Annotated in this window: 7 protein-coding genes; 3 read left to right on the top strand and 4 right to left on the bottom strand. The window is 60.4% G+C overall.

All coding sequences use genetic code 11. From position 1 onward, the window contains the following. Positions 1–312: 312 nt before the first annotated feature. Complete coding sequence (locus ACIO0C_RS03550) at positions 313–480, bottom strand: hypothetical protein (RefSeq protein WP_401307873.1); 168 nt, start codon at positions 478–480, stop codon at positions 313–315. 204 nt (positions 481–684) lie between these two features. On the opposite strand from ACIO0C_RS03550, the gene ACIO0C_RS03545 reads away from it, so the two are divergent. From ACIO0C_RS03545 to glgB, 3 genes are all read left to right on the top strand, one after another. Then, complete coding sequence (locus tag ACIO0C_RS03545) at positions 685–2,679, top strand: alpha-1,4-glucan--maltose-1-phosphate maltosyltransferase (RefSeq protein ID WP_401307871.1); 1,995 nt, start codon at positions 685–687, stop codon at positions 2,677–2,679. Between the two features lie 154 nt (positions 2,680–2,833). Continuing rightward, positions 2,834–6,175: a maltose alpha-D-glucosyltransferase gene (treS, locus tag ACIO0C_RS03540; RefSeq protein ID WP_401307868.1), complete on the top strand. Its 3,342-nt coding sequence runs from the start codon at positions 2,834–2,836 to the stop codon at positions 6,173–6,175. A gap of 2 nt (positions 6,176–6,177) precedes the next feature. After that, positions 6,178–8,412, top strand: a complete 2,235-nt coding sequence (glgB, locus tag ACIO0C_RS03535) for a 1,4-alpha-glucan branching protein GlgB (protein WP_401307865.1) — start codon at positions 6,178–6,180, stop codon at positions 8,410–8,412. Positions 8,413–8,485: 73 nt separating this feature from the next. Here glgB and ACIO0C_RS03530 read toward each other — a convergent pair whose 3' ends face one another. The 3 genes from ACIO0C_RS03530 to ACIO0C_RS03520 all read right to left on the bottom strand — a co-directional run bounded on the left by ACIO0C_RS03530 (position 8,486) and on the right by ACIO0C_RS03520 (position 13,477). Beyond that, positions 8,486–9,553: an autotransporter domain-containing protein gene (locus ACIO0C_RS03530; protein ID WP_401307862.1), complete on the bottom strand. Its 1,068-nt coding sequence runs from the start codon at positions 9,551–9,553 to the stop codon at positions 8,486–8,488. 310 nt (positions 9,554–9,863) lie between these two features. Further along, the gene (locus tag ACIO0C_RS03525) at positions 9,864–12,446 is read right to left on the bottom strand and encodes an autotransporter outer membrane beta-barrel domain-containing protein (protein WP_401307859.1); all 2,583 of its coding nucleotides are present in this window, start codon (positions 12,444–12,446) and stop codon (positions 9,864–9,866) included. A gap of 230 nt (positions 12,447–12,676) precedes the next feature. Continuing rightward, on the bottom strand, positions 12,677–13,477 hold the full coding sequence (locus tag ACIO0C_RS03520; RefSeq protein ID WP_401307856.1) for an endonuclease/exonuclease/phosphatase family protein: 801 nt from the start codon (positions 13,475–13,477) through the stop codon (positions 12,677–12,679). Positions 13,478–13,754 lie beyond the last annotated feature (277 nt).

Below are 13,754 nucleotides of genomic sequence, written 5' to 3'. Positions count from 1 at the left end.
CGAGCATGCTCGCGAAAAACCAGAGAACGCCTCGGGGTGTCAGGCTTCCAGCGTCATCGTTCACGACCTTCGCGAGCATGCTCGCTCCTACAGAGTTCTTCACACAGATTGTGTTCGGCAAGCTCATGCTGGCTATAGTCGAAGTCACGATGTAATAGCTGATTTTCCAGCTCCTTGAGTATCGAGCTTCTAGTGTCCTCTTGAAGACTGCGTTCGGTTTGGAAGCAGAGAAACTCGCGTTCGCAGGAAACGTCATTCGGCTTATTCCTTCAATCGTTCCCCCAGCGAAGCAGGGGGAACGATCAACTGTCTTCATTCAGGGATGACAATCACCGGTGGCATCGTCTTCGGCGGCTCTTCCCTGGGCGGGGGGGTAGTGCCCGGCGGTTCCTGCTCGGGCACAGGCTGCGGATCGGTGGGCGGTATCACCGGGTCATCGATGTTCGGATCGGGGGTTTCGGCGGGGAATGGATTGTTCATCGTTCATGCCTCCAGTGGCACATGGCGTGAGTCGTGCTTAAGTTGGTTGACCACTGCGTGAAGGATTTGATTCCGGCAGATCCCGCTGAACTTTTCCCGGCGGCCGGCGCTCGGAACCTAAGTGAGTTCATTGCGGGGGCAATCGCCCGGCGCGATGACAAACAGACACAAGAGCGTCCATGGGGCGTAAAGGAGTGATGCTCGATGACGGCTGAAAAACCGACTGAACTGAGCTACAACCCGCACATGCCACTTTCCCAGGCGTTGCTGCTGCCGCGAATCGTGATCGAAAATACCCAGCCGACCCTTGATGGCGGGCAGTTTGCGGTCAAGGCCGTGGTGGGGCAGGACGTGGTGGTCACCAGCAAGGTGTTCGCCGACGGTCACGACAAGCTGGCCGTACGTGTGCGCTGGCGGGCCGAGGGCGAGGAGGTGTGGCAAAGCGAGGTCATGGCAGACCTGGGCAACAACGGCTGGCAAGGCCGGTTTCGGGTGCAAAGCCAGGGTCGCTATGTGTTTTGCATCGAAGCCTGGATCGATCAATTCGCCAGTTTTTGCTACGAACTTGAAAAAAAACACCTCGCCTCCGTTCCGGTCAGCCTTGAGCTGCAGGAAGGTCGGCTTCACGTCCAGCAAGCCGCCGAACGCGCCGAAGGACTGCTGAGCGAGCAATTGGCCGCGTTGCACCACCAATTGTCGGGCCTGCTCGAAACTGAGCAGGTGGCACTGTTTCTGCACCCGCGTAGCGCCGAGTTGATGGCCCAGGCCGATCATCGCGCTTACCTGAGCCTCAGTCCCGAGTACCCGGTCGATGTGGAGCGTGAGCTGGCGCAGTTCGCCAGCTGGTATGAACTGTTCCCGCGTTCGATCACCGACGATCCCGCGCGCCACGGCACGTTCAACGACGTGCATTCACGGCTGGCGATGATTCAGGACATGGGCTTCGACGTCTTGTACTTCCCGCCGATCCACCCGATCGGCCGCAGTTATCGCAAAGGCCCGAACAACTCACTGACCGCCGGCCCCGACGACCCAGGCAGCCCGTACGCCATTGGCAGTGAAGAGGGCGGGCACGAGGCCATTCACTCGCAACTGGGCACCCGCGAAGACTTCCGTCGTCTGGTGGCGGCGGCCGCGGATTATGGCCTGGAGATCGCCCTCGATTTTGCCATCCAGTGCTCCCAGGACCATCCCTGGCTCAAGCAGCACCCCGGGTGGTTCAACTGGCGGCCGGACGGCACGATCAAATACGCCGAGAATCCACCGAAAAAATACCAGGACATCGTCAATGTCGACTTCTATGCCGTCGAGGCGATTCCCAGCCTGTGGATCGAACTGCGCGACATAGTGGTCGGCTGGGTGCAGGAGGGCGTGAAGATCTTTCGTGTCGACAACCCGCACACCAAGCCGCTGCCGTTCTGGCAATGGCTGATCGCCGACGTTCGCGCGCTCTATCCGCAAGTGATTTTCCTCGCCGAAGCCTTTACCACCCCGGCGATGATGGCGCGGCTGGGCAAGGTCGGTTATTCGCAGAGCTACACCTATTTCACCTGGCGCAACACCAAGGCGGAGCTGGCGACTTACTTCACCGAACTCAATGAATCGCCGTGGCGCGAATGCTACCGACCGAACTTCTTCGTCAATACACCGGATATCAACCCGGCGTTCCTGCATGAATCCGGTCGCCCCGGTTTTCTCATCCGCGCGGCATTGGCGACCATGGGCTCGGGGTTATGGGGCATGTATTCGGGGTTCGAGTTGTGCGAATCGGCGCCGGTACCGGGCAAGGAGGAATACCTCGACTCCGAGAAGTACGAGATCCGCCCCAGGGATTTCAACGCCCCCGGCAACATCATTGCCGAGATCGCCCAGCTCAACCGCATCCGCCGGCAAAACCCGGCGCTGCACTCGCATCTGGGCCTCAAGGTCTATAACGCCTGGAATGACAACATCCTGTATTTCGGCAAGCGCAGCGCCGACGGCAGCAATTTCATCCTGGTGGCGGTCAACCTTGATCCGCACAACGTCCAGGAGGCGAATTTCGAGTTGCCGCTGTGGGAAATGGGTTTGCCAGACGATGCCAGAACCCAGGGCGAAGACTTGATGAACGGGCATCGCTGGACCTGGCATGGCAAGTACCAGTTCATGCGTATCGATCCGGCGTATCAGCCGTTCGGGATCTGGCGGATTACCCCCTAGACGCAGTACCTGTGGGAGCGAGCTTGCTCGCGATAGCAATTCGGCGGGCAACACATCTGTTGAATGCTCAAACGCCATCGCGAGCAAGCTCACTCCTACAGGTAAATCATTGCGTTCGCCGCAGTGGTCATACCGAATTCAACAGGAGTTTCAAATGGCGAAGAAACCCAAGGCAGCCACCTTCATCAAGGACCCGCTCTGGTACAAGGACGCGGTCATCTATCAAGTTCACGTCAAATCCTACTTCGACTCCAACAACGACGGAATCGGCGACTTTCCCGGCCTGATCGCCAAGCTCGACTACATTGCCGACCTGGGCGTCAATACCATCTGGCTGTTGCCGTTCTACCCCTCGCCACGCCGCGACGATGGCTACGACATCGCCGAATACCGCGGCGTCCACACCGACTACGGAACCATGGCTGACGCCAAGCGCTTCATCGCCGAAGCGCACAAGCGCGGTTTGCGGGTGATCACCGAACTGGTCATCAACCACACCTCCGACCAGCACGCCTGGTTCCAGCGCGCACGCAAGGCCAAGAAGGGCTCGGCCGCGCGGGATTTCTACGTGTGGTCCGATGACGATCAAAAATACGACGGCACCCGCATCATCTTTCTCGACACCGAGAAATCCAACTGGACCTGGGACCCGGTGGCCGGCCAATACTTCTGGCACCGCTTCTACTCGCATCAGCCGGATCTGAATTTCGACAACCCGCAGGTCATGAAGGCGGTGCTGTCGGTCATGCGCTACTGGCTCGACATGGGCATCGACGGCTTGCGCCTCGACGCGATCCCGTACCTGATCGAGCGCGACGGCACCAATAACGAAAACCTGCCGGAAACCCACGACGTCCTCAAGCAGATCCGCGCCGAAATCGACGCCCATTACCCGGACCGCATGCTGCTGGCCGAGGCCAACCAATGGCCGGAAGACACCCAGCTGTATTTCGGCGACACCGATAAAAAAGGCCTGAACGGCGACGAATGCCACATGGCGTTTCACTTCCCGTTGATGCCACGCATGTACATGGCGCTGGCCCAGGAAGACCGTTTTCCAATCACCGACATATTGCGCCAGACCCCGGAGATCCCGGCCAATTGCCAGTGGGCGATTTTCCTGCGCAACCACGATGAACTGACCCTGGAGATGGTCACCGACAAGGAACGTGACTACCTGTGGAATTACTACGCGGCCGACCGGCGGGCGCGGATCAACCTGGGGATTCGCCGGCGCCTGGCGCCGCTGATGGAGCGTGATCGCCGGCGCGTGGAACTGCTCAACAGCCTGTTGCTGTCGATGCCTGGCACGCCGACCTTGTACTACGGTGACGAGATCGGCATGGGCGACAACATCTACCTCGGCGATCGCGACGGTGTGCGCACACCGATGCAATGGTCGATCGACCGCAACGGCGGGTTTTCCCGCGCGGATCCGGCCAGCCTGGTGTTGCCGCCGATCATGGACCCGCAATACGGCTACCTGTCGGTCAATGTCGAAACCCAAGCCGGCGATCCGCATTCGCTGTTGAACTGGACCCGGCGCATGTTGGCGGTGCGCAAGCAGTCCAAGGCGTTCGGGCGCGGCACCTTGAAAATGCTCTCGCCGAGCAATCGCCGGGTGCTGGCCTATACCCGTGAATACACCGGGCCTGACGGCAAGCACGAGATCATTTTGTGTGTGGCCAACGTTTCGCGCAGCGCCCAGGCCGTGGAGCTGGACCTGTCGGCGTACGTCGGCATGGTGCCCGTGGAGATGCTCGGTGGTAACGCGTTTCCCCCCATTGGCCAATTGAATTTCCTCCTGACCCTGGCGCCCTACGGTTTCTACTGGTTCGGCCTCGCCGCGGAGAACCAGATGCCTAGCTGGCACGTGGAACCTGCGCAAAGCCTGCCGGACTTCACCACGCTTGTGCTGAAAAAGCGCATGGAAGAACTGCTTGAGGCACCATCACGCACCACCCTGGAGCAGGGCATCCTGCCGAACTGGTTGCAGAACCGCCGCTGGTTCGCCGGCAAGGACGCGGCTATAGAACAGGTCAACCTGGCCTACGGTGTGCGATTTGGCGATGCGCAGCATCCGGTGTTGTTGAGTGAAATCGAAGTCACCGGCGGCGGCCAGACCAGCCGCTACCAACTGCCGTTCGGTTTCATCGCCGAAGACCAGGTCGGCACGGCATTGCCCCAGCAATTGGCCCTGTCGCGGGTGCGCCGTGGCCCGCAGGTCGGGTTGATCACCGATGCCTTCAGCCTGGAAAACTTTATCCACGCGGTGTTGCAAGGCATGCACAACCACACGGTGTTGCCTTCCGATGGCGGCGAGATCCGTTTCGAACCCACCGCCGAACTCGCCAAGCTGGGCCTGACGGCGGAGTCGGATGTGCGTTACCTGTCCGCCGAGCAATCCAACAGTTCGGTGGTGGTCGGCAACAGCCTGGTGTTGAAACTGATCCGCAAGGTCGCGTCGGGCGTTCACCCGGAACTGGAAATGAGCGCCTACCTGACCGCGGCCGGTTTCGGCAATATCTCGCCGCTGCTGGGGGCGGTGGTGCGTCGGGACGCAGCAGGCGAAGACAACCTGCTGATGATCGCCCAGGGCTACCTGAGTAATCAGGGCGATGCCTGGGAGTGGACCCAGAACAACCTGGAGCGGGCGTTGCGCGACGAACTGGCGGAAGCCATGTCCGAGCAGGAACAGCACTACAACGCCCTTGGCGAGTTGAAGGATTTCGCTGCCATGCTCGGCCAGCGCCTGGGTGAAATGCATCAGGTGCTGGCGGCGTCCAGCGAAAATCCTGATTTTGATCCGTACATCACCACGCAAAAGGATGCGTCGGCGACGGGCAAGGACGTCGTGGCACAAATCGAGCATGCATTGAAGTTGCTCAAGCAGCATCAAAATGAACTGAACCCGGCGGACAAAACCCTTGTCAGCCGTTTACTGGAGAGCAAAAAGGCCATTCTCGGCCATGTGCAGGAGCTGGCCAAAAAGACCGCGGGTGGACTGCGGATTCGCGTGCATGGTGACTTGCACCTGGGCCAGGTACTGGTGATCAAGGGCGATGCGTACCTGATCGACTTCGAAGGCGAGCCGGCGCGACCACTGCCTGAACGTCGTGGCAAGCACAGCCCGTACAAGGATGTCAGTGGCGTGCTGCGTTCCTTCGACTATGCCGCGGCGATGACCATCAACGTGCATAACGTCGACAACACCGCCCATGCCCAGCAAGCTCGCCAAAGGGTCGGTGATCGCTATTTAAGTGAGGCAAGACAGGCATTTATCCACGCTTATCGGCTGGCGGCAGCTACGCTTGGCCATGCGTGGCAAGATCCGGATGGCGAAGATGCCGCTTTGGCATTGTTCGGTCTGGAGAAGGCGGCGTATGAAGTGGCCTACGAGGCGGAAAATCGCCCCGCCTGGCTGCCCGTGCCGTTGCACGGTTTATATGGATTATTGAGTGGGCTTAAACCCTTTTCCGATCTTGGTGGAGAGTAGTCATGAGTTTCTCGAACAAGGAACAGGGTCATCATCACAGTGAAGCGCTGCTTCCCAGAGCTCGGGATATCGATGCGCTGGTGCGTGCCGAGCATCGCGATCCCTTTGCCATTCTCGGCCCTCACGGCGATGGTGCCGGCGGACAATTCATCCGCGCTTATCTGCCAGGCGCCCTGAGCGTGCAAGTGTTGGCCAGGGAATCCGGGGAGGAGCTGGGCAACCTGGAAGCGACCCAGACCCCTGGGCTGTTCGTCGGGCACTTCCAGCAGGCGCAGCCGTATCTGTTGCGCACCCGCTGGGCCGGTGGCGAGCAGATTGCCGAAGACCCCTACAGTTTTGGTCCGTTGCTCGGTGACATGGATTTGTACCTGTTCGCCGAAGGCAATCACCGCGACCTGAGCAGCGCCCTGGGCGCCCAGTTGAAGACCGTGGACGGTGTCGATGGCGTGCGGTTCGCCGTTTGGGCACCGAATGCCAGGCGGGTGTCGGTGGTGGGGGATTTCAACGTCTGGGACGGTCGTCGCCATCCGATGCGCCTGCGCCACCCGACCGGGGTATGGGAGCTGTTCATCCCGCGCCTGCAAGCAGGGGAGGCCTACAAATACGAAATCCTTGGCAAGGACGGGATCCTGCCGCTCAAGGCCGACCCCATGGCGCTGGCCACCAGCCTGCCACCGGACACCGCCTCGAAAGTCGCTCCACCGCTACGGATCGACTGGCAGGATCAGGACTGGATGCTATCGCGGGGCGAGCGCCAGCGCCCGACGGCACCGTTGTCAATCTACGAATTGCACGCCGGTTCCTGGCAGTGCGAGCTGGACGACCTGGGAGAAGTGGCCCGTCAATACACCTGGCCGGAGCTGGCTGAGCGGCTGATTCCGTATGTCAAGGAGCTGGGGTTCACCCACATCGAGCTGATGCCGATCATGGAACACCCGTTCGGCGGTTCCTGGGGCTATCAATTACTTTCGCAATTCGCCACCAGCGCCCGTTACGGGACGGGCGACGAGTTCGCCGCCTTCGTCAATGACTGTCACCTGGCTGGCATCGGCGTGATCCTCGACTGGGTGCCGGCGCATTTCCCCACTGACGTCCATGGTCTGGCCCAGTTCGACGGCACCGCGCTGTATGAGTACGGTAACCCTCAGGAAGGCTTCCACCAGGACTGGGACACCCTGATCTACAACCTGGGCCGCACCGAAGTGCACGGCTACATGCTGGCGTCGGCGTTGCACTGGCTCAAGCATTTCCACGTGGATGGCCTGCGCGTCGATGCGGTGGCATCGATGCTGTACCGCGACTACTCGCGCAAGGCCGGCGAGTGGGTGCCCAACCGCCATGGCGGCCGGGAGAACCTCGAGGCCATCGACTTCCTGCGTCACCTCAATGATGTCGTGGCACTGGAAGCCCCCGGGGCGCTGGTGATCGCCGAAGAGTCCACCGCCTGGCCCGGCGTCAGCCAGAGCACGCAACAGGGTGGCCTGGGTTTCGCCTATAAGTGGAACATGGGCTGGATGCACGATTCGCTGCACTACATCCAGCAGGATCCGGTGTACCGCGCCCATCACCACAACGAACTCAGTTTCGGCCTGGTGTATGCCTGGTCGGAACGTTTCATCCTGCCGATTTCCCACGATGAAGTGGTGCACGGCAAACACTCGCTGATCGACAAGATGCCCGGCGACCGCTGGCAGAAATTCGCCAACCTGCGGGCCTACCTGAGTTTCATGTGGGCCCATCCGGGCAAGAAACTGTTGTTCATGGGCTGCGAGTTCGGCCAATGGCGCGAGTGGAACCACGACCAACAGCTTGATTGGTATCTATTGCAGTACTCCGAACACAAAGGCGTGCAGAAGCTGGTGAGCGACCTCAATCGCCTGTATCGGGAAGAACCAGCCCTGCACGAACAGGACGACATACCGCAAGGCTTCCAGTGGCTGATTGGCGATGATGCGATCAACAGCGTCTACGCCTGGATGCGCTGGAGCAAGGACGGCCAGCCGATACTGGTGGTCGCCAACTTCACGCCGGTACCGCGTGAGGCCTATCGGGTCGGCGTGCCGTTTGCCGGGCAGTGGAGCGAGGTGTTCAACAGCGATTCGTCGATCTATGCCGGTTCCAACTATGGCAACAGTGGCGGGGCAACCGCCGAGGAAACGCCGAGCCATGGCCAGGCGTTGTCGCTGGTGCTTAACCTGCCTCCGTTGGCGGTGCTGATGTTGCGGCCGGCGGGCTGATTCAAGCCGTCTTCGCGGGCAAACCGGATCGTACGGCGATCAGGCTTGCCCACGAAGCGCCTGGAGATTTCTTTCACCAACGCATCCGCACGCCCAGGCTGCCGATCAGCCCATTTAAATCATTGTCATCCACATCGCTGCTGTAGTCGGCGCTGACGTACAGGCTCACGGTCGGCGTCACCCTGGCCACCAAGCCCAGGCCCAGTTCGACCGTCGAGGAATAACGGCTGCTGCTGATCTTGTCGACCTGGTCGAGGGTCACGGTATTGCCGGTGTACACCGTGTGCCACAAGTTGGTTCGCACATAGGGTTCGACGGGCAGGCCGTTGATGTCATAGCTACCTTTCAACTTGGCACCGACCCGGCCGCTCCAGGCGCTGAGTTCGCTGGAGGACGCATTCCCCGAACCCGCATACGGCGTATCCAGGGTGATCCGCTGATTAATCAATTGCGCCTGGGGTTCGACCACCCAGTTTTCACTGATGCCAATCGGGAAGCCACCTTCGACCGAGAGGGTCACCGCGCTGCCTTCGGTGGCTTGGCGGGCGCCTTTCTCATTGCGGCTGAAGCCGTTGACCCGACCACCACTGGCCGACAGATCGACGTGCCAGCCTTGGGGGCTGGTCAGGCTCCAGTAGGCGCCGAGGCTCTGCCCTTGAAGGTTGAGGGTGTCGTTTTGCGGGTTCGATTGTGCACGATTGGTCAGCAAGCCGTTGCCGGTGCCGTGGAACTCGGCGGTGCCGCCGATCAGGCCAACGCGCTGGGTGTGGCCGGTATTGCTTTGCAGGGTCAGGAGCGCCGGGCTTTTCAGTTCGCCGGCGCCGGGAATGGAAAAGCCTTGGGCCAGGGCGTCGGTTTGCGCCTGGCGTGAGGCTTGGCCATAGAGTTGATCCCAGGCCCCGGGCGCGGCCTCTTCGACGGTCAGGCTTGAACTTCGCGTATCGGCAATCGGCCTGAAGTGGCCGGGATAGGTGCTGGCGAGTGCGGGCAAGGTGAGCGCGGGGACGTCCTGACGGTACCAGGGGGTCGTTTCTTCCTCGGCGGGGGAGGCCTGCACTTCCATGGAGGAACATAACAGCAGGGTACTGGAAACGGTGCAAATACTGACACGGATCTCTTGTGGGGTGAATGAAGTTTTCATGGAGGTCTACCTTGCAATCGCATGCGGTATCTCGCTTTGGCGTCTCTCCTACCCCGAGTGAGGGGCGACCGAAGAATTAGGGCAAGCCGATTCCTGCCCGTTTTTACGGGTGGTTAACGGTTGGTCCTGATGGTGGTTCCGGGGTAGTAACGTGAAGTCAAGAGGACCCCGGACCTTGCGTCAAGAAAATGGCCGATAAGTGGTATGGGTATTTCAGATCATATAAGTGACTGATTTACGTCGCATACCTAAGTGCTTGTTTATTGGATAAAACGTCAAAAAACTCGCGAGCTAGAGCCTTTGCTCGGACTTACCAGCTCACCCTGATTCCCAGGTTGCCGCTCATTCCACGCAATGGGTTGCTGTCGATATTGCTGCTGTAATCTGTATTGACGTACAGGCTGACGTCAGGCGCCACCGTCAGGATGGCGCCGATTCCCAGATCCGCCGATGAGGAGCGTTGTTCGGTCTTGATCTCGGTGCTGTCGTCGAATGTCACAGTGTCGGTTCCCGACAACGTCTGCCACAGGTTGACCCGCAGCCAGGGCTCCAGTGGCAGGCCGGCGACTTCGTAGCGGCCCTTGAGTCGGGCGCCGAGGCGGCCGGTCCAGGCCGAGTCCGAATCGAAAGACACCTTGGAAATACCGTCGTCCTGACTCTTCAGATCAACCTTTTGATTGATGACTTGCATCTGGGGTTCGACCACCCAGTTGCCTGTCACTGCAACGGGATAGCCGGCCTCGACCGAGAGGGTCGTGGCGTGGCCGTCGTTATCGATTTTCAGGCCGCGGTCGGAGTGGCTGTCGCCGTTCAGCCACGTGTACATCGCCACGGTATCGACATACCAGCCCTTGGGGTCGACCAGGGTCCAGTAGAGCCCCAGGCTGTCGCCTTGCAACTCGACCTTGCCGGCGTGCTTGTCCTGGAAGCCTTGGTTGAATCCGTCGACATCACCCTTCAAGCGGCTATGGCCGACGAAGAAGCCGGTGCGCTGGGTTTGCCCACCGGAAGTCTGCGAGGCAAACAGATCGTTACCCACCTGAAACCCGTTGAATGAACCGTCGAGCCGTGGCGTGACGGTGCCGGCCCAGGTCTGGTCGAAATTTTTCCCATAGACCCGGCCCCAGCCCGCGCCAAAGGTTCCGGTTTCATTCAGCAGGCGTTGATCACCCTGTCGATCATGGAAGGTACCGAGCGCCGCCCGGGCTAACTGCGCGGCCGCTGGTGGCAACACCGACCAGACCGGGACTTCCTGACGGTACAGGAGAATGGGTGCCGCGCCGGCAACGGGCGCTGGCAAGGGCGGGGTACCGACTGCCGCCACCGGTGCCGCCACCAACGGCACCAGAACGGGTGGCACGGCTGGATCGGGAGTTGGAGTGGGACCTGGATCGGGTACAGCAGGCACCGCTGCTGCAACCAACGGCGGCGCGACGACGGACGAACGCAGGTACCAACTGTTTTCGCTCCCGGCGGTGACGCCACCCTTGAACAGGTGGTAATCGAAGGCGCCGATCGATAACGGGTTTTTGAGCGTAAAGGCGCTACTGTCGCTGATGGCTGTGCCATTGGCCTGGACAACCTGAATGCCGTTTTGCAAGGTGGCGGCGCCCGTGCCATCCAGGTTATTCACGGTAATCGATGTGGTGCCGGTCAAGGTGCCGTCATTGACCACCAGTTTGTCACTGGGAGAGCTGTCATCGCCCAGCACGCTCTGCAACCATAGCTGGCCGCCGTTGCCCGCATAGTTGCCCTGTACCGTCAGGGTGTCGTTGGTGCGGGTATTGCCGCTGCCCAGGTCGATGATTCCGGCGTTGTTCAGCGTCGCACGCTGGCCCGCGGTAAAGGGGGTGAGGCTGCCTTGAGTCGAGGTCACGACACTGCTGCCGTCGATGTTGAACACGCCGCTGCCGCTGGCGCTGTCGCCCAGGACAAAACTGCCGTCGAAGTCGAATCGCGAGGCCTTGCTCAGGTTGACGGTTTCCCAATTGACGTAACGGGCGGCGCCGCTGGAAGTGGTGTTATCGAAGGTCAGCAGGTCGCTGCCGTTGCCGCCATTGAGGACCGGCGTCTGGGCCAGGATGCTGTCGTTGAGATTGCGCAGGGTTGCCCGGTCATTGCCTTCGTCCATCAGGATCGCCGAACGGATGATCCCGCCGCCATCCCAGGTCAATGTGTCATTGCCCGCACTGGCCCGGATCTCGCCAACGATTTCGCCTCCAGTCACCGTGATGCTGTCGTTGCCACCGCTGACACTGATGTTGCCGCCAATCCTGCCACCGGAAACGATGATGGTGTCAGTACCAAACCCGGTGACCAGATTGCCGAGGATATGCCCGCCCGACAGATCGAACCGATTGTTATCGAGCTTCATGTCGACCCGGCCGATCCTGCCGCCACTCATCTCGGCGGTGTCACCGTCCTCGAAGGCGCCCACGATCGTGCCTGCGGTCATCTTGAAAAAGTCGCGACTGTCGCCCTGGGCAAGCGACTGGATAGTCCCGCCATCCATGCGAAAGGTGTCGACGCCATTGCCCTGGTTCACCGCTCCGGTGACCTGACCGGCGCTGATGTCGAAGGTGTCGTCGCCGTCCCCCTGATTGACGATCCCGGTGATGACGCCGGAATTCATGCCCAAGGTGTCGTTGCCGGCGCCAAATGTCACATTGCCTGTAATCGTGCCGGTGCCATTGGCGGGAAAGCTCAGGGTGTTGTTGCCCGCCAGATCAGTCAGCGGCCCACTGTTGCCGCTGTCGCAGACGAAGTTGTCGTTGCCGGCGGTGGGAGCAAGGGTGCAAGCAGCGTTAGTGGGTAGGGACCAGCCCATGCATAGCCAGATCGAAATGGCACAGGCGCTATAACGGTAGGTGGGCAGTTCTTTGCAAAGTTTCATGCTCGTCTCCGCGTAGGAATCGACACCCGATGTCTTGCAAGAAGGGCAAGGCTTCAAGTGCATCGGCAGCGCGAGTTGCGAGACATCATCAGGAAGGCAAAAAACCCTTCGGGCAACGACGGCTACGGGGCATGTCCGCACGCGTCAATCGAGCGGACGGGAGCACCGTAGCAAGTGTTTTTGGATGTATCTACTGTCACAAATGACAGGTAGGGAGCAGGTCTGACGAATTACAGGTGCACTTCAACCGCCAACGGCAAATGATCTGACAGGTGTGTCCAGGGCTTGTGGCCTAGGATTTTCGGATTGTGGCTACTGGCGTTGCGCAGGTAGATCCGATCCAGGCGCAGCAGCGGGAAGCGCGCCGGGTAGGTTTTTGCCGGTCGGCCATGGTGGCGTTCGAAGGCTTCGTGCAAGTAGTCACGGCGCGAGAGGGCGGCGTTGCCCTGTAGCTGCCAGTCGTTGAAGTCGCCGGCAATGATCACGGGTGCGTCATCGGGCAAGGATTCGAGCAACTGGCAAAGCAACTTTAACTGCAACTGGCGATGACTCTCCAGCAGGCTCAGGTGTACACAGATCGCATGGACCTCGGCGTGGCCCGGTACGTCCAGCACGCAATGCAAAAGCCCGCGGCGCTCGGGGCCGGTAATGGAGACGTCCAGGTTACGGTATTCGCGGATCGGGTATTTGGACAGCAGTGCATTGCCGTGGTGACCGTCGGGGTAAACCGCGTTTCGCCCATAGGCGAAGTCGCTCCACATGCTGTCGGCGAGAAACTCGTATTGCGAGGTTTGTGGCCAATCGTTGTAACGCGAGGAATGGCGCTCATGTTCACCGACGACTTCCTGCAGGAACACCAGGTCGGCTGAGGTGCTGCGTACCGCTTCACGCAATTCCGGGAGGATGAAACGCCGATTGAGGGCGGTAAAGCCTTTGTGGGTGTTGACTGTCAGCACGCGCAATCGATGGATGACCGGGGGGCTGTCCAGCGGTACTGAACCTGCTGCCTGCTGATTAGAGTCTCTGCTCACTTTCACTCCTCTGAATCCGGGTTGCTTATGTATGCGACTGATGGGGGAGCGTGCAGTTCAGCGCGTTTTCGGCATGCACATCCATTTCTGCGTAACGCCACCGCGGATGTACCCGATCAAACTGTGGAGCTGGCTTGCCAGCGAAGGCGGCCTGACAGCCGACCTGCGATCTTTTGATTTGGCTTGATCGTTCCCACGCTCTGCGTGGGAATGCCGCCAGGGACGCTCCGCGTTCCGCTGTTGACGCATGACGTGAGCCCTGCGCAACGGTGTCGCA

Origin of the sequence: Pseudomonas sp. NPDC087336 (assembly GCF_044744285.1) — a bacterium.
GTDB lineage: Bacteria > Pseudomonadota > Gammaproteobacteria > Pseudomonadales > Pseudomonadaceae > Aquipseudomonas.
Note: the sequence above shows the minus strand (reverse complement) of the source record. Positions and strands in the feature narration are given on the sequence as shown.